Below are 16,459 nucleotides of genomic sequence, written 5' to 3'. Positions count from 1 at the left end.
GCTGGCTAGTGCTGCCCCCGGACACACCCTCTCATTCGCATCCAACCACGTACGGCTGGAAGGGCGCTCATTACCCATGGGTTACCCAGCCGCGGGCAGGGTCAGACAGCCCGCCCGTCACCCGCCACCGCCCCCGGCCGAAGCTCCCCCGGAGCCGAACACCTGGGCGGCACCCCCGCCGCGCCACCCCCCGCTCTGGGCAAGGACCCGGGCCAGCGATTCCACCACCTCGGGCGCGTACTCCTCCGCGGTGGCCAGCCGCAGCTCCTCCAGGGCCGTCAGGGGGCCGCCGGGCCCGGCGTCGCGTGCCTTCTCCTCGTAGGCGTTGACGGCCCGCACGATCCGCGCGGCGACCGGCTGCTCCCGGTAGGGGTCGGCCTGCCGCTCGACGACCACGGCGACCGCCGCGTCCACCCCGGTCTGGCGTACGACGGCGCCGCCCAGCAGGGCGATCCGGCGCTGTTCGGGCGCGGGCAGCACGGCGGTGGCCCCGGCCGGCACCGGGTCGAGCAGGCTCAGCTGGCCGATGTCGTGCATCAGGGCCGCGTACTCCAGAACGGTCAGCGCGGGCCGGGTGAGCCCCAGGTCCCGCCCGACGGCGCGGCTGAGGGTCGCCACCCGCAGGGCGTGCCCGGCGGGGGTGTACCCGGCGATCTCGGTGGCCCGGGCGAGGGAGGTGATGGTCTGCCGGTAGGTGGTCCGCACGGCGGCGTACCGGCGCAGGGACAGCTGGGTCAGCAGCAGCGGGAGCGAGAACACGGGCAGCGCCCACAGCCCGACGACGGCGACCGCGAGCGCCATCACCGCGCCCGTGGCGCACACGGCCGAGCCGATGCCGAGCAGGGCGTGCAGCTCGTCCCGCAGGAGCGGACCGAAGGGCCAGCGGGTCCGGGAGTGCGCGAGCGCGGCGGCGAGCACGGCGTCGCACAACGCGGTGAGACCGAGGATCGCGAGCAGCAGCAGCGCGTACGCGGGACCGCTCCACCGGCCGAACGTCCCCCGGTTGTACAGGGGTTGGAAGCAGGCGGCGGCGAACGGGACGGTGAGCACGCGCCGCGCGAGATGGTCGAGCACGGGCCCCTGTCCGCGCGCGATGTGCGGCACGCTGCCGATCAGGGCGGCGCCGAGGACGACGGCGACGACCTGGGCGGCACCGTGGTGGGTGGGCTGCCCGGCGTCCCCTCCGAGCAGGGCGTACGCGAGGGCTCCGGCGGCCCCGAGCGGCGCGGCCTCCCTGACCCGGGCGCCGGTCCACCGGTGGAGCTCGCCGACGGTGACGAGCAGGCCGAAGGCGAGCGCGGCGGGGCGCTCCTGGAGGCCGCTCGCGCGGGTGACGGCGAGACAGCCGACGGCGAGGAGGGCGGCGCAGCCGTGGATGAGGGCCGTCAGGGGTGGTGGGGCACTCATCGGTGGGTTCTCGGGCGGACGGGGACGGGCGTGGCCGGTGCGGGCGGGCGTGGCTGCTCCTGCGCGGTGACCGCGGGATGCCAGCCGTTCCTGCACAGCGCCCGCATCAGTGCCGTGACCATCCGTGGGTCGAACTGCGATCCCGCACACCGCTCCAGCTCCTGCAGAGCGGTCGGCACGGGCCGCGACCGCCGGTAGGAGCGTGTGGACGTCATCGCGTCGAAGGCGTCTGCCACGGCCACCACCCGTGCCGATTCGGGGATCTGAGCCCCCCTCAGGCCGTACGGGTAGCCGCTGCCGTCCAGCCGCTCGTGATGGTGGAGTACGGCGGCCCGGGCCTCGCCGAGGAAGCCGATGCCGCGCACCATCTCGTGCCCGTACTCGGGATGCAGTTCGATCACCCGCCGTTCCTCGGGCGTGAGCGGGCCGTCCTTGCGCAACAGCCGTGTGGGGACGCCGAGTTTGCCCACGTCGTGCAGGATCCCCGCGAACCTCAGCACCTCGACGCGCTCGTCGTCCATGCCGAGTTCACGGGCGATCATCATCGAGGCCTGGCCGACCCGTTCGCTGTGGCCGCGCGTGTACTCGTCCTTGATGTCGACGGCCTGGACCAGCGCGCGGATCGTCGCCTGATGGGCGGCGCGCTCGCGGTGGTACTGCGCGAAGACCCACCAGGACACGCACATCGGCAGCAGGACGAGCAGGGCGGCGACGGGCCCGTACGGGCTGCGCCACAGGACGGCCATCATCAGCCCGGCGAGCCCGTGCACGGCGACGGGCGCGAGGGATCGTACGAGCAGGCCCCGCCAGGCGCGTCGCACCGGCAGCCGGTCGGCCAGTGCGCGGATCCCGCCGTCCAGGGCGGTCAGCGCCAGACAGAACGCGAGCACCGCGGCACCGGCGGGCACCAGCGCGTACGGGAAGTCGCAGGCGACGACGGCGTCCCTGCCGCCCAGCGCCCAGTGCACCCGGCTCGCGGCCCACACGCCGAGGACCAGCTGGGCCGCCCGCCAGGCCCGCCGCAGGCGGCGCGGCCGCCGGTCGACACGGGAGAGCAGCGCACCCGGCAGCGGGACCAGCGCGGCGGCGGGCGGCGGCAGCAGGAAGGCGGCCGCGAGCAGGACGGGGTAGAACGTTCCGGCAAAGCGCCATCGCGCGGCGGCCTGCTCGCAGGCGGCGTACAGCACGGCGAGCAGGGCGATCGCCCACCAGGGCGCACGCGTGCCGGGCAGTGGGAGTACACAGAACAGGGCGCCGAGGGCCGCGCAGGCGACATACGCGCGTGCCCGTACCGGAACCGCCTCCATCGCGCCCTCCCCCGGCCGGCCAGCTCTGGCAGATGAGCCTAGGGCTGCATCGGGGGAGTTCGCGGGCTGATGAACCGCGGATTAGCACGTACGAGTGACGGCAGCCCGCTCCGGACGGGGTCCGATGGGGTCAGGACTCCTGCGGGGTCGCGGTGACGTCGTGGTCGGGGACGGCCTGTCCGGAGCGGATCAGGTCGAGCCGCCCCATGACCTTGGCGCGCAGGTCGCTCGGCACGTCGTCATGCCCGCAGCACCGCTTGACCAGCTTCTTCACGGCCTGCTCCAGGCCGTACTTCTCCAGGCACGGTGAGCACTCCGTGAAGTGCTGCTTGAACTTGTCGCGGTCGACGTCCGGCATCTCGCTGTCGAGGAACTCGTAGAGATGGTCGAGGACCTCACTGCAGTCCGTCTCGTGCGGCTCTCCGCAGCTCATGAGCCCGAGCCTTTCGCTTCGTTCGACTCTCCCGCGCCGGCCGGGACCAGTCCGCGCTCACGGGCGTAGTCCTCGAGCATGCCGCGCAGTTGACGGCGGCCCCGGTGCAGCCGGGACATCACCGTACCGATGGGTGTCCCCATGATGTCCGCGATCTCCTTGTACGCAAAGCCCTCGACGTCGGCGAGGTAGACGGCGATGCGGAACTCCTCGGGGATCGCCTGGAGGGCCGCCTTCACGTCCGAGTCCGGCAGGTGGTCGAGCGCCTGCGACTCCGCGGAGCGCAGACCCGTCGACATGTGCGACTCGGCACGGGCGAGCTGCCAGTCCTCGATCTCCTCGGCCGCCGAGCGCTGGGGTTCACGCTGCTTCTTGCGGTACGAGTTGATGAACGTGTTCGTGAGGATCCGGTACAGCCACGCCTTGAGGTTGGTGCCTTCACGGAACTGGTGGAAGGACGCGTACGCCTTCGCGTACGTCTCCTGCACCAGGTCCTCCGCGTCGGCGGGGTTGCGCGTCATGCGCAGCGCGGCCGAGTACATCTGGTCGAGGAATTCGAGCGCGTCCCGCTCGAAGCGCGCACTGCGCTCCGAGGCCGACTCCGCGCTGACGCCCTGGCCCTCGGGCAGCTCCGCCTGGCCGTTGTCGGTCCCTGCGTCGATCCCAGTGACCGGACCCACCTCCTCAAGATTGCGGGCAGCACCGAAACCGGTACCACCAGAATCGGAGGATAGACGACGACCCGTCCCCGCCGCCCCTCGAATAGGGGTGGTCTTGGCCGCAGACAGCACCGTCCAGTCCAGGTCAGTGCGGCTGCTGCGGCTCGGACATACGGTCGAACCCATGCGGCGGACTTCCTCTCCCACGACGTCGGTGCTGGTTGTTCAGCACTTCTGTCCGCCTCAACGCCAGGGCCGGTCCGCAACATTCCCGGTCCTTTACCCCAGTGATCCGGCCCACTTCACGACCGCGTCCGTGATGATCGCCACGGCCTCGTCCTGGCCGATCTCCGCCCGCTTGGGCACGGCGAACCCGTGATCGCCGTACGGCACCTCGACCAGTTCGTACACACCGTGGGGGAACTCGTCAGGCTTCCCGAACGGGTCGTTGCCTCCCTGCACGACGAGGGTGGGCACCCCGGCCCCGAGGAGTTCCCCGGCCCGGGACTTCTCCGGCCGTCCCGGCGGGTGGAGCGGAAAGCTGAGGGCGAGCACGGCACGGGCGCCGAGTTCGGTCGCGGTCCGGCAGGCGACCCGGGCGCCCGCACTGCGCCCGCCCGAGATCACCGGCAGCCCGGGCCCAGCCAGCGCCGGCCAGATCCCGCGCCACCCCACGTCAAGCGTGCGGGGCGCGGGCGCCACCTTCTTGCCGGCCACCCGCCAGGGCTGCTCCACGAGGGCGACACTCACACCGTGGCCCGGCAGGACCTGGGCCAGCGCGCGCAGGTCCCGCGCCTCGATGCCGCCGCCCGCACCGTGGCTCACGGCCAGCACGAGCCGCTCGTTCGTCGCCCGGTGCCAGGTGATGCGGGCGTCGCCCGCATCCGTAGCAATGATCTCGGTCGTCACGTCAGAAGAGTGTGCCCTCTTCGGGCCCCTCCAGCTCCTTCAGCAGCTCCGGTCCGTTGTTGCGGACGTTGCTGACGGCCGTGGACACGGGGTAGGCGCGCATGAGGCCGGCGGGCGGCGCCTCCAGCAGGGTGCGCAGGTCGTCGAGTTCGGTGCGGGAGGGGTCCAGCCAGGTGTCCCAGCGGTCCGGGGTGAGCATCAGCGGCATCCGGGGGTGGATGTCGGCGAGCGCGTGCGGGCCCTCGGCCGGGGCCACCGCGAGCGGGGTCGTCTCCGCCTCCGTGGTGATGACGGAACAGGTCACCCACCAGGCCTGCGGGTGGTCGTCCGGGAGGGTCTTGTCCCGCCAGAACTCGTACAGCCCGGCCATCGCGAAGACCGAACCGTCGGCGGGCAGCACGAAGTACGGCTGCTTGCGCGGCCGTTTCTTCTTCCCCTCGACCTCCAGGTCCCGCTCCTGCGTGCCGGTTACCCACTCGTAGTAGCCGTCGGCGGGAATGATGCAGCGCCTCGACATGAACGCCCGCTTGTAGGACGGCTTCTCGTGCACGGTCTCCGCGCGGGCGTTGATCATCCGGGCGCCGCCCTCGGGGGTCTTCGACCAGGACGGAACGAGGCCCCACTTGAGCTTCCTCAGCTGGCGAACCGGTCGCGGGTCCTCCACGTCCTTAACAGGGCGGTCGAGGACGGCGTACACCTCCTTGGTGGGGGCCACGTTGTAGTCGGGGGCCAGGGTCTCCTCCGGCTCCCACTTCTCGATCTCAAAGATTCCTGCGAGATCCTCGGGCCTACGACTCGCTGCATACCGTCCGCACATACGTGCCACACTGCCAGGCCCGCCCGTCGCCCTGCCACCACGTCGCACCGACGGCGCGCTGCGCGCCAGCCCCTTCCACCGACCAACGGGAGCCACCGCCGCCCATGGACAGCACCGCATCCTCGCTCGCCTCCCTCTGGGACCGGGTCTTCGGCACCCAGCCCGACCCCGACCTGTGGGTGGTGCTCGCGACCCTCGTCGCCGCGGTCGCCGTGACCGTCCCGCACGGCGTCTGGCGCCTGGCGCGCAACGCGATCACCATCGCCCACGAGGGCGGCCACGGCCTGATCGCTCTGCTCACCGGCCGGCAGCTCACGGGCATACGTCTGCACTCCGACACCAGCGGCCTCACCGTCAGCCGCGGCAAGCCGCACGGCCTGGGCATGATCCTCACGGCGGCGGCCGGCTACACCGCTCCCCCGCTGCTCGGCCTCGGCGGCGCCGCGCTGCTGGCTGCCGGCCACATCACGCTGCTGCTGTGGCTGGCGACGGCCCTGCTGGTGGCGATGCTGGTGATGATCCGCAACGCGTACGGCGCCCTGACCGTCGTCGTCACCGGTGGCACGTTCCTGCTGGTGTCCTGGCTGGCCGGCCCGCAGGTCCAGGCGGCGTTCGCGTACACGGTGGTCTGGTTCCTGCTGGTGGGCGGCGTACGCCCGGCCTTCGAACTCCAGGCGAAGAGGTCACGGGGCGCCGCGGGCGACTCGGACGCGGACCAGTTGTCGCGACTGACCCACGTACCGGCCGGGCTGTGGCTCTTTCTTTTCCACGCGGTGTCGCTGTGTTCACTGATAGGCGGCGGCAGGTGGCTGCTGGAGGTGTGAGCGCGGCCCGAAGGGGCGCAGGTCACAGGGGGGCGGGGCGGCGCCGGTGAGCGGCTCGGCCGCGGGGCACGACCGGCCTCACGCCGCCGCACTCGACCGACCGCCTGCTTATAAAGTGGGGCCATGGCCCCGAACCCCGCACCCACCGCCCTCTGGCCCGCCCCCCACGCGAGCGGGGCCGTCGACGCGACGGTCCACGTGCCGGGGTCCAAGTCAGTCACCAACCGCGCCCTCGTGCTCGCCGCCCTCGCCTCCGAACCCGGCTGGCTGCGCCGCCCCCTGCGTTCCCGGGACACACTGCTGATGGCGGGCGCCCTGCGCGCGATGGGCGTCGGCATCGAGGAGGGCGTGGGCCCGGACGGCACGGGCGAGACCTGGCGGGTGCTGCCCACGGGCCTGCACGGCCCGGCCACGGTCGACGTGGGCAACGCCGGCACGGTGATGCGCTTCCTGCCGCCGGTCGCCGCGCTCGCCGACGGCCCCATCCGCTTCGACGGAGACCCGAGGTCGTACGAGCGACCCCTGACCGCCGTGATCGACGCGCTGCGCGTGCTCGGCGCCCGGATCGACGACGACGGCCGGGGCGCGCTGCCGCTGACGGTCCACGGGGGCGGGGCGCTGGACGGCGGCCCGGTGGAGATCGACGCGTCCTCGTCGTCCCAGTTCGTGTCGGCCCTGCTCCTGTCCGGCCCGCGCTTCAACCAGGGCGTGGAGGTCCGCCACATCGGCTCCTCCCTGCCCTCCCTCCCGCACATCCGCATGACCGTCGACATGCTGCGCGCGGTCGGCGCCCAGGTGGACACGCCGGAGTCGGGCGGCGAGCCGAACGTGTGGCGGGTGACGCCTGGCGCGCTGCTCGGCCGGGACCTCACCATCGAGCCGGACCTGTCCAACGCGCAGCCGTTCCTGGCGGCGGCCCTGGTGACGGGCGGCAAGGTCGTCGTACCCGACTGGCCGGCCCGCACCACGCAGCCCGGCGACAAGCTGCGGGAGATCTTCACCGATATGGGCGGTTCCTGCGAACTGACCGAGTACGGTCTTGAGTTCACCGGTTCGGGTGCGATCCGCGGCATCGACGTGGACCTGGGCGACGTCGGCGAGCTGACCCCGGGCGTCGCGGCGGTCGCGGCCCTCGCGGACTCCCCCTCCACCCTGCGGGGCGTGGCCCATCTGCGACTGCACGAGACGGACCGCCTGGCCGCGCTCACCAAGGAGATCAACGAACTCGGCGGTGACGTCACCGAGACCGCCGACGGCCTGCACATCCGCCCGCGCCGCCTGCACGGCGGGATCTTCCACACGTACGAGGACCATCGCATGGCGACGGCCGGCGCGATCATCGGCCTCGCGGTGGAGGGCGTGCAGATCGAGGACGTGGCGACGACGGCGAAGACCCTGCCGGACTTCCCCGATATGTGGACCGGGATGCTCGGGGCGTAGGGACTCACGCCATGCGCCGCTACGGCAAGCACACCGACGAGGACGACATCCGCTCCCGCCCGAACCGCAAGGGCAACCGGCCGCGTACGCACATCCGCCCCAAGCACGAGGACGCGGCCGAGGGCATGGTCCTCACCGTCGACCGGGGCCGGCTGACCATCCTGGTCGACGACCGGATCGTCATGGCGATGAAGGCCCGCGAACTGGGCCGCAAGGCGGCGATCGTGGGTGACCGGGTGGCCCTGGTCGGTGACCTGTCCGGCAAGAAGGACACCCTCGCGCGCATCGTCCGCATCGAGGAACGCGCGTCGGTGCTGCGCCGCACCGCGGACGACGACGACCCGTACGAGCGTGTCGTCGTCGCCAACGCCGACCAGCTCGCGATCGTCACGGCCCTCGCCGACCCGGAGCCCCGCCCGCGCCTCATCGACCGCTGCCTGGTCGCGGCGTTCGACGGCGGCCTGACCCCGCTCCTGGTCATGACCAAGTCGGACCTCGCCCCGCCCGACAAACTCCTTGAGCTGTACGGCGACCTCGACATCCCGTATGTCGTCACCAGCCGCGAGGAACTGCAGAGCGGGAACGCGGCGGGCCGGGTGCGTGAGCAACTGGACGGAAAAATCACCGCGTTCGTCGGTCACTCGGGCGTCGGCAAGACGACGCTGGTGAACGCGCTGGTCCCCGAGGACCGCCGCCGCCTCACGGGCCATGTCAACGCGGTGACGGGCCGCGGCCGCCACACCACGACCTCGGCGCTGGCCCTTCCCCTGTCCGGCGACAACGGCTGGGTGGTCGACACCCCGGGCATCCGTTCCTTCGGCCTCGCCCACATCGACCCGTCCCGCGTCATCCACGCCTTCCCTGACCTGGAGCCGGGCACCGAGGGCTGCCCGCGCGCGTGCAGCCACGACGAGCCGGACTGCGCGCTGGACGAGTGGGTGGCCGAGGGCCACGCGGACCCGGCCCGGCTCTACTCGCTGCGCCGGCTGCTGGCGACGAGGGAGCGCAAGGAAGGCGACTGACCTCCGCGTTGTTTGTGGGGGCACGAGTCCGGCAAGTGCATAATCGCACCGAGCCGGACATACGGGAGGACACCACATGGCGTGGCTGCTGGTCGTCGTGGCCGGAATACTCGAGACCGGCTTCGCCGTGTGCCTCAAGCTCTCGCACGGTTTCACCCGGCTGTGGCCGACGATCGCGTTCTGCGTCTTCGCCCTCGGCAGTTTCGGCCTGCTCACCCTCTCCCTGAAAAAGCTGGACGTGGGCCCCGCCTACGCCGTGTGGACGGGCATCGGCGCGGCCGGCACCGCCATCTACGGCATGATCTTCCTGGGCGACCTGGTGTCGACCCTGAAGCTCGTCTCGATCAGCTTCGTCATCGTCGGCGTGATCGGCCTGCAGCTGTCGGGCTCGGCACACTGACCCGTCAGGCGGTCAACTGGCGCTGCAGCACGGCCCGCACGAGATCCGCCACCCCGCCCTCGCCCGGCGGAGCCGCCACGCAGGACAGCGCGAGGCGGACGACCAGCTCGCAGGACCTGGCGAGTTCCGCCGTGTCCGGCTTGGCCGGGCCGGGTCCCGCGAGCACGACCACGGCCCGGTCGCGCACCATCGCCACGAAGTCGCCCGGCGACGGCAGCGGCCCGTCCGCCCGCCGCTGCGCGGGCACCGCCGAGGAGGACGGCACCGCGGACAGCGTCGGCGAGGGGAGCCGCTCGCTCCAGCAGCCGGTCAGCATGGCCCGCACGAGCGCGTTGTCGCGGGCCGTGGACGCGGTCCACTCGGCGGTCGCGGCCAGCCGCTCGCGGGCGTCACTGTGGGTGGCGAGCGCCCGTTCGACCCCGGCGAGGTAGGTGTCCGCCTCCCTTCTCACGAGTGCCCGGGCGAGACCCTCCTTGCTGCCGAACTCGTTGTAGAGGGTCTGCCGGGACACTCCGGCCACCGCCGCGACGTCCACCATCCGCACGGTGGACCACGGCCGACGGGCCAGCGCCGTGTACGCGGCGTCCAGTAGGGATTCCCGCGCTGCAGGCATCATCGCCTCCCTGGGCCGAGCGGCTCTGCGCCCAGATTTGACGCGCCCGGCGGCACTGTCAAGGGTTCGCGGGCGCACGCGGGGGCGCCCTTCGGCCGCCGCGTGCCCGCAATGTGCCGCCAAACCGTGAGCAAGGCCCGGTAGCCCCATCCCGACCACGGCAGATAGCGTTCGTTCCATGCCGGACTACCACGACGACCTCCGCTTCGCTCACGTCCTCGCGGACGCCGCCGACGCGGCAACGATGTCCCGCTTCAAGGCCCTCGACCTCAAGGTCGAGACGAAGCCGGACATGACCCCGGTGAGCGATGCGGACAAGGCGGCGGAAGAGCTCATCCGCGGCCAGCTCCAGCGCGGCCGCCCGCGCGACGCGGTCCTCGGTGAGGAGTACGGCCTGGAGGGCACCGGTCCCCGCCGCTGGGTGGTCGACCCGATCGACGGCACCAAGAACTACGTACGCGGCGTCCCGGTGTGGGCCACGCTGATCTCCCTGATGGAGGCGGGCGAGACCGGCTTCCAGCCCGTCGTCGGCGTCGTGTCCGCCCCGGCGCTGGGCCGCCGCTGGTGGGCCGCGAAGGGCCACGGCGCCTTCACCGGCCGCAGCCTCTCCTCCGCCTCCCGCCTGCAGGTCTCCGGGGTGGCGAAGCTGTCGGACGCGTCGTTCGCGTACTCCTCCCTGACCGGCTGGGAGGACCAGGGCCGACTGGGCGGGTTCCTGGACCTGACCCGCGAGGTGTGGCGCACGCGCGCGTACGGGGACTTCTGGCCCTACATGCTGGTCGCCGAGGGCGCGGTCGACATCTGCGCCGAACCGGAACTCTCCCTGTGGGACATGGCCGCCAACGCGATCGTCGTCACCGAGGCCGGCGGCACCTTCACCGGCCTCGACGGCCGCCCAGGCCCGCACAGCGGCAACGCGGCCGCGTCGAACGGCCTGCTGCACGACGAGTTCCTGGGGTATCTCAACGAGCGCTACTGACGGCGCTTGGGGCCTGACCTGCGCGTTTCTACCTGCGTCAGACCCCCTGGGCCGTCGTGGGGCCGTCATCGGTCTTCGGGCCGTCCTCGAACGCGCGGTTCACCGCCTCCCTCGTCCGCTTCTCGCTGCTCGGCATCAGGTGCGTGTACGTCCGCAGCGTGAAGCCGGGGTCATGGTGTCCGAGGTACTCCGACAGCGCCTTGATGTTCTCCCCCGCGTCCAGCAGAACGGACGCGTAGAAGTGCCTCAGCGCGTGCATCCCGTTCTCCCGACCGCGCGGGATACCCGCCGTGTCGAGGGCTGGACGCCACGCGAGGCGGTTGAAGACGACGCGGTTCAACGCGCGCCTTTCGATGTTGGAGAACAACAGGGAGGCGGTGACCGGAGAGCCGTCGACCGACCGCCACGGCAGAGTCACAGCCGCCGGCGGGCGCTGCTCGATGTGATCCTCCAGCGACCGCGCGACGCTCTCCGGCAATGGGACTGTGCGCGTCTTGCCGCCCTTGGGCAACGCGAACACCTGCTTTCCGGCGATGAGCTTGACCTGCCGGACGATATGCACGACTCCTTCGACGCGGTCCACGTCGTCAACGGCCAGGCCGAGCACTTCGCCCTGCCGCATGCCGCATCCGCCCGCCAAATCCACCATGGCCCAGTACCGCTCCGGCAGTGCGGAGCGCACCGACAGCACGCGCTCAGGCCGCCACGGCACGATCCGACGAGGTTCCGGCTTGGGCGCCTTCACCGACGACGAACGGCAGGGGTTGTGCGGGATCAGGCGGTCGTCGGCGGCCGCCGACAGCATCGCGCTGAGGTTCGCAAAGATCACCTGCTGATAGGAAGGGGCTACTCCCCCGTCCTGGAGCTTGCACAGCCACTCGCGGATGTGGATCGGCCTCAGCGAGTCGAGCGAGCGACTACCCAGGTGCGGCACGAGATGCAGGCGGATGCGCTGCTCGGTGCTCACGAAGGTACCGGGATCCATGGTGAGTGAAGCCAACCACCGCTCAGCGTGCTGCTGCACGGGTGATGGCTCCGAGAGCGTCGAACAGGCTGCTGATCAACCGACCAACCTGGCGGACCGTCATGAACCGGATGCCCGGCGACTACGCCGAGGCCCTGCCTGTAGGGGTGGTTCAGCGGCACGCTCACGGACTTCGGCTCATCGCCGGTGCGCCGAAGCACGAACCGGGACCGATTCGTGCTTCCGCCGGTGGTAGCGGTCATCCCGACCGTCCAGGCAAAGCCCTCGCACGTCTGGCGACAGACCCTGCAACGCGCAATGGGAGATCAGGGGCAAACACCTGGAGAGTAGACCCCCAACGCGGCAATAAAACCTATCCCCATACCTACCACCATAAACGCGATCTGAAATTTCCCTTTTACCAGTAAATATAAACCCAAGAAAGCCATTCCGACAGCGAGGAGGAATTGAACGACCGCTATCACGGGATTTCCGCTTAGGCAATCCATTTCTTTTCGATCCTTCCTTGCGTGGCTATTCGCGTTTCCGCAATGCGAACCGCACGGTTTATGATCTATTTCCAATTGATAGATGAATAAACATGCAGGGCTCGAAGTCGTATCTTCAATAGTCGAAAACGGTTAGGGCGAGTACTGCGACTGTCGGCTTTATGTTCGTTCGCCTTGAGGCTGACCGCGCCTCCCGGTAGGTGACTGGGCATTCAGGGCGTCCTACCTGTCAGGATCGGTCAAGCCTCGACAGATAGTCCAATATGTGAACTTTATCCTCGTTTGCGTACTTGACAGGTTGGACAGAATCAAGCGAAGGCGGTCCTGGGGCCAAGTTGCACAAGCGGCAGGAGCCGCTGCCGGCAAGGGGGACGGATGCATCCAAGAATTAAGACACCGATGGCGCTATTGCTGAGTAGGAAAAGTTTTCCTACAATCCTCGGGTTCTTTATTGCCGCCTCGATAGCGATCTCGGCCATTCTTGCTCTAGGCCTGGCTGTATGCGGATCCGATGGAACTTCGTACTCGACTGCGTTCCGGCTAGCACTTTCCTCGATTTGGAACCCCGGGGAGTTGTTGTCTCAGAACGGCGAGTCTGTAGGTTACTATGTTTTTGCCGGAGCTTCTACGCTAGCCGGGGTAGTGATCCCCGTTCTACTGCTGGGTTCGTTCGTCTTCAAGCTCTTCAATCGCGACCCATTGCAATGGCGGAGTAAGATTTCACTGATTAATTTCCCTGGAGAGGGAGCGGTCATGGTGTTGCGTTTTTACAACGGAACGCAGATGACTCTGGTCAATTTATCAATCGACGTAATCGCCAGATACGAGACGATCTCTTCACCTAAATCGCTCATTAACAGGTCACTGGAGTGTCTATCTGGGGGTAAACGAGTCAAACGCGGGTTCTGGGCGTACAGCACTCCAGGTGTCCCGTTCACGGTTCGAGTACCGCTCTCCGAGGATTTGAGCGCCGCTCAGACATATGCAGGGAGTGTCATAGACCTTCAGGGAAAGGTTTTGGATAAATCCCTCGTGGATATCATCGCACTGGCCAGGGGAACGGTCGTCGAAACTGGAATGGAATTTGCGAGTATCCAGCGATACAGCACCCGGCAATGTCTTTCCATCGGCCATCCAGACGAAATTGAAGTTGACGAATCTGTGGATCCAAAGCGCTGGAAAGGGTGGCAAAACTTTGAGGAGAGTTCTGATGTGTACATGTTTGCCTACGGATCGCTAGTGAGCGAAAAGTCCATCGCTCGCACGGTTGGACACGAGTATCACCAATTTGACGGGCCGATTGCTGCGCGCCTGTACGGATGGCGGAGAACCTGGAACGTTGCTTCGGATACTGCACAGCTCTCCAGTAGGATTTATCGAATGCCCGACGGCTCAGTATTCAACGGTTGGGTTCGCTCGCTCGGGATCAAAAGGGGTGAGTCGGCAGATTTCTGCAACGGAGCAGTCTTCCGTGTTTCGGCGAAAGACCTGTCCCTTCTGTGCAAAAGAGAGGCGAGTTACACCGAAGTGGACGTCAGCGACGCGGTCACGTGGGCCGGGAAGCCAGCCGACGCCAAGGTGGTGACATACGTGCCTCGCGAGAAGCTCGTTCCCGAGCCGCGGAACCCAGGAGACATGCGCCCTTCTGTAATTCGCAGGGGCTATATAGATTTGATTGAAGATGCTTTTAGCGCATTAGGGTCAGAATCGCTCGAAGAATATAGAGCAACTACGGATGATCCGGACGGGATTTGCATCCAGGAAATGGATATCGAGGTTGTCGACTGAGTTTTGCAGAGTATCCGCCGCAGCGACCGGCGCTCCCCCATCCGGAAAGCGGGCCATAACGGCTACACCCGCGAAAATTCCAGGTGCATTGGATTCGACGCTGGAGAAGGACCGTGAGGCGATGCCCTGCGCGGCCGCAGTCGGCGCGATCGGCGCTGGGAGGATGGACGCGCGGTCGGACTCGGCACTCCTCGGTTTCCTCCAGGCAGGTCTGCTGTGACGGCAGGGCCTCGGCGTAGTCGCCGGGCATCCGGTTCATGACCGTCCGCCAGGTTGGTCGGTCAGGGAGAACGGAACAGGCACGGCTTCCAAGATCATGGAGTTCTCGACGCCCCGTGACCTGCCTGGAAGACCGTGATCATGGAGTTCTCGACGCCCCGTGACCTGCCTGGAAGACCGTGATCATGGAGTTCTCGACGCCCCGTGACCTGCCTGGAAGACCGTGCCTGCCGAAGCATCATCGCTGATCCCGCCTGCCCTTGACCAACTCCGCGAGCATCCACAGGTCGCGCCGGAAGAAGTGCCCGGACTGCTGGACCGCCTTGCCCAGGTGCCCGATCCGCGTGATCCCCGTGGAGTGCGCCACGCTCTGGTCGGCGTCCTTGCCCTGGTCGCCTGCGCGGTGCTGGCGGGGGCAACGTCGCTGCTGGCGGTCGGCGAATGGATCACTGAGCGTTTTCAGCGCTGCCTCTCCAGGGTGAGGACGGCCTTGGCGATGACGGTCATGCGGTTGGGGCTGATGCGGGATCTGCGGAAGATCTGCCAGGACTTCAGTCGTGCTATGCCGCGTTCGACGGGGGCTCGTGCTTGGGCGAGGGCGCGGTTGAGGGTGCGTTTGGGTGGGGGTGAGCTCACCGCCGGGCGGGCGTTTGAGGCCGGTGGTGACCCAGGGGCCGACGCCGGTGTAGGCGCGGTCGGCGAGGATTGGGACGCCTTGGCGTTCGCAGATCCGGATGATGCGCTGGGTGCGGGCGGCGGTCAGGTCGTGGGTGCGGCCCGGCAGGCGGGCGAGATCCACAGCACTTTCCCGGCGGGATCGGTGACGACCTGGATGTTCACGCCGTGGCGGCGGTGCTTGGCGGAGTGGTCGCCCCGGCTGTCGCCGACCCGGTCGCACTCGGCGAGCGGGCCGTCGAGGAGGACGAAGTCTGGTTCGTGCTCGCGCAGCGTCTTCAGCAGGCCGGGTGCGCGGTCGGCGAGCAGGCCGGTGACAGCGGTGACGTATGCGTGGGCGGTGCCGACGGATATGCCGAAGCCGGCCGCGAGGCGGGCAAGGGTGTCGTGGCTGCGCAGGTACACGAGTGCGACGAGCGCACGCCGGTGCGGCGGGAGCTTGCACCGAAGGTCACCCTCGCGGGTGACGATGAGCATCGTGACCCACTCGACCAGAGCGTGAGGCAGGTCGAGTGCGGCAGGGTGCGGAACCAACAGGGCTCCTGTGCTGCTGAGTTGAGACGTCGAACACCTCTCTCAACGGCACGGGAGCCCTGTCCGTTTCGCACACCCACCGCATGACCCGGGCGTCACTCGATCGGTGGCCACGCTGAAAACGCTCACCGACGCTCCGCCCCACGTGCTGGGACACGTCGGCGTGCGGCTCGACCCCCTGTTCCCCAAACGGTCCCTGCCTGCGGAAACGACGGTCCGGCGGCTGCTGGCCCGGATCGACGCCGACGCATTGGACCTGGCGGTCGGCCGCTGGCTCGCCGACCGCCGCAACCGAACCCAGGGCCGGCCGCGCGGCCTGGCGGTCGACGGCAAAAGCCTTCGCGGAGCGGCCAGGGCCAACGGCCGCAAGATCCACCTGCTCGCAGCCCTGGACCACACCACCGGCCTGGTCCTGGCCCAGCTGGACGTCGGCGAGAAGACGAACGAGATCACCTGCTTCCAGCCGTTGCTGGGGTTGCAGACCTGGCCGGGGTGGTCGTCACCAGCGACTCCATGCACACCCAACGCGAGCACGCCGACTACCTTCTCGGCCGCGAAGCCCACTACATCGTGATCGTCAAGGGCAACCAGAAGAAGCTCCGCAAGCAGCTCAGATCCCTTCCGTGGACAGAGATCCCGCTGCAGGGCCGCGTGAAGGGCATCGGCCACGGACGCCCGGAGATCCGACGGATCAAGGCGGTCACGGTCAACAGCCTGCTCTTCCCCGGAGCCCGGCAAGCCGTCCAGATCAAGCGCCGCCGCACCGACCGCAAGACCGGCAAGACCACCGTCAAGACCGTTTACGCCGTCACCAGCCTCACCGCTGAGCAAGCCAAACCCGGTCAGCTGGCGACCCTGATCCGTGATCACTGGCAGATCGAAGCCCTGCACCACGTCAGAGACACCACGTTCGCCGAAGACGCCTCACAGCTGCGAACCGGCAACGCGCCCCGAGCGATG

16 protein-coding genes and 3 pseudogenes are annotated in these 16,459 nt (G+C 68.9%); 9 read left to right on the top strand and 10 right to left on the bottom strand.

Going from position 1 to position 16,459, the window contains the following annotated elements; all coding sequences use genetic code 11:
- Positions 1–117: 117 nt before the first annotated feature.
- The 6 genes from ACYUED_RS29675 to ACYUED_RS29650 form a co-directional block, all read right to left on the bottom strand.
- Positions 118–1,407 carry an HD-GYP domain-containing protein gene (locus tag ACYUED_RS29675; protein ID WP_491286866.1) on the bottom strand — a complete coding sequence of 430 codons (1,290 nt, stop codon included), beginning with the start codon at positions 1,405–1,407 and terminating at the stop codon, positions 118–120.
- Positions 1,404–2,714 carry an HD-GYP domain-containing protein gene (locus ACYUED_RS29670; RefSeq protein WP_491286864.1) on the bottom strand — a complete coding sequence of 437 codons (1,311 nt, stop codon included), beginning with the start codon at positions 2,712–2,714 and terminating at the stop codon, positions 1,404–1,406. Before ACYUED_RS29670 ends, ACYUED_RS29675 begins: the two co-directional genes overlap by 4 nt.
- A gap of 130 nt (positions 2,715–2,844) precedes the next feature.
- Positions 2,845–3,147 (bottom strand): mycothiol system anti-sigma-R factor, encoded by a 303-nt coding sequence (gene rsrA, locus ACYUED_RS29665; RefSeq protein WP_491286862.1) that lies wholly within the window; start codon positions 3,145–3,147, stop codon positions 2,845–2,847.
- The gene (sigR, locus tag ACYUED_RS29660; protein WP_491286860.1) at positions 3,144–3,827 is read right to left on the bottom strand and encodes an RNA polymerase sigma factor SigR; all 684 of its coding nucleotides are present in this window, start codon (positions 3,825–3,827) and stop codon (positions 3,144–3,146) included. Before sigR ends, rsrA begins: the two co-directional genes overlap by 4 nt.
- A 258-nt stretch (positions 3,828–4,085) precedes the next feature.
- On the bottom strand, positions 4,086–4,715 hold the full coding sequence (locus ACYUED_RS29655; protein WP_491286858.1) for an alpha/beta hydrolase family protein: 630 nt from the start codon (positions 4,713–4,715) through the stop codon (positions 4,086–4,088).
- A 1-nt stretch (position 4,716) separates the two neighbouring features.
- The gene (locus ACYUED_RS29650) at positions 4,717–5,532 is read right to left on the bottom strand and encodes an SOS response-associated peptidase (RefSeq protein WP_491286856.1); all 816 of its coding nucleotides are present in this window, start codon (positions 5,530–5,532) and stop codon (positions 4,717–4,719) included.
- 104 nt (positions 5,533–5,636) lie between these two features.
- On the opposite strand from ACYUED_RS29650, the gene ACYUED_RS29645 reads away from it, so the two are divergent.
- The 4 genes from ACYUED_RS29645 to ACYUED_RS29630 all read left to right on the top strand — a co-directional run bounded on the left by ACYUED_RS29645 (position 5,637) and on the right by ACYUED_RS29630 (position 9,218).
- On the top strand, positions 5,637–6,356 hold the full coding sequence (locus tag ACYUED_RS29645) for a M50 family metallopeptidase (RefSeq protein ID WP_491286854.1): 720 nt from the start codon (positions 5,637–5,639) through the stop codon (positions 6,354–6,356).
- Positions 6,357–6,479: 123 nt separating this feature from the next.
- Positions 6,480–7,796 carry a 3-phosphoshikimate 1-carboxyvinyltransferase gene (gene aroA, locus ACYUED_RS29640; RefSeq protein WP_491286852.1) on the top strand — a complete coding sequence of 439 codons (1,317 nt, stop codon included), beginning with the start codon at positions 6,480–6,482 and terminating at the stop codon, positions 7,794–7,796.
- 11 nt (positions 7,797–7,807) lie between these two features.
- Positions 7,808–8,818, top strand: a complete 1,011-nt coding sequence (gene rsgA, locus ACYUED_RS29635; protein WP_491286850.1) for a ribosome small subunit-dependent GTPase A — start codon at positions 7,808–7,810, stop codon at positions 8,816–8,818.
- A gap of 76 nt (positions 8,819–8,894) precedes the next feature.
- Positions 8,895–9,218, top strand: coding sequence for a DMT family transporter (locus ACYUED_RS29630; protein WP_266521263.1), 324 nt, complete (start codon positions 8,895–8,897; stop codon positions 9,216–9,218).
- 4 nt (positions 9,219–9,222) lie between these two features.
- Here ACYUED_RS29630 and ACYUED_RS29625 read toward each other — a convergent pair whose 3' ends face one another.
- Positions 9,223–9,831 (bottom strand): TetR/AcrR family transcriptional regulator, encoded by a 609-nt coding sequence (locus ACYUED_RS29625; protein WP_491294489.1) that lies wholly within the window; start codon positions 9,829–9,831, stop codon positions 9,223–9,225.
- A 178-nt stretch (positions 9,832–10,009) separates the two neighbouring features.
- Here ACYUED_RS29625 and hisN point away from each other — a divergent pair, with 178 nt between their 5' ends.
- On the top strand, positions 10,010–10,810 hold the full coding sequence (gene hisN / locus ACYUED_RS29620; RefSeq protein WP_491286848.1) for a histidinol-phosphatase: 801 nt from the start codon (positions 10,010–10,012) through the stop codon (positions 10,808–10,810).
- A gap of 37 nt (positions 10,811–10,847) precedes the next feature.
- Here the strand turns inward: hisN and ACYUED_RS29615 are convergent, their stop codons facing one another.
- Positions 10,848–11,834, bottom strand: coding sequence for a tyrosine-type recombinase/integrase (locus ACYUED_RS29615; protein WP_491286846.1), 987 nt, complete (start codon positions 11,832–11,834; stop codon positions 10,848–10,850).
- 848 nt (positions 11,835–12,682) lie between these two features.
- On the opposite strand from ACYUED_RS29615, the gene ACYUED_RS29610 reads away from it, so the two are divergent.
- On the top strand, positions 12,683–14,071 hold the full coding sequence (locus tag ACYUED_RS29610) for a hypothetical protein (RefSeq protein ID WP_491286844.1): 1,389 nt from the start codon (positions 12,683–12,685) through the stop codon (positions 14,069–14,071).
- Between the two features lie 457 nt (positions 14,072–14,528).
- Here the strand turns inward: ACYUED_RS29610 and ACYUED_RS29605 are convergent, their stop codons facing one another.
- Positions 14,529–14,657 (bottom strand): hypothetical protein, encoded by a 129-nt coding sequence (locus ACYUED_RS29605; protein WP_491294840.1) that lies wholly within the window; start codon positions 14,655–14,657, stop codon positions 14,529–14,531.
- Here ACYUED_RS29605 and ACYUED_RS29600 point away from each other — a divergent pair.
- Positions 14,622–14,705: pseudogene (locus ACYUED_RS29600) on the top strand (transposase family protein); the annotation flags it as partial. The gene ACYUED_RS29605 and the pseudogene ACYUED_RS29600 overlap by 36 nt on opposite strands.
- A gap of 44 nt (positions 14,706–14,749) precedes the next feature.
- On the opposite strand, the pseudogene ACYUED_RS29595 reads toward ACYUED_RS29600, so the two are convergent.
- Positions 14,750–15,499, bottom strand: a pseudogene (locus ACYUED_RS29595) (transposase).
- Positions 15,500–15,605: 106 nt separating this feature from the next.
- On the opposite strand from ACYUED_RS29595, the gene ACYUED_RS29590 reads away from it, so the two are divergent.
- Positions 15,606–16,073 (top strand): hypothetical protein, encoded by a 468-nt coding sequence (locus tag ACYUED_RS29590; RefSeq protein WP_491286842.1) that lies wholly within the window; start codon positions 15,606–15,608, stop codon positions 16,071–16,073.
- A pseudogene (locus ACYUED_RS29585) lies at positions 15,992–16,423 on the top strand (ISAs1 family transposase); the annotation flags it as partial. The gene ACYUED_RS29590 and the pseudogene ACYUED_RS29585, both read left to right, overlap by 82 nt.
- Between the last annotated feature and the right edge of the window lie 36 nt (positions 16,424–16,459).

Source organism: Streptomyces sp. DF42, from assembly GCF_058267695.1.
The sequence above is the reverse complement of the archived record's forward strand: the minus strand, read 5'-3'. Positions and strand labels throughout refer to the sequence as shown.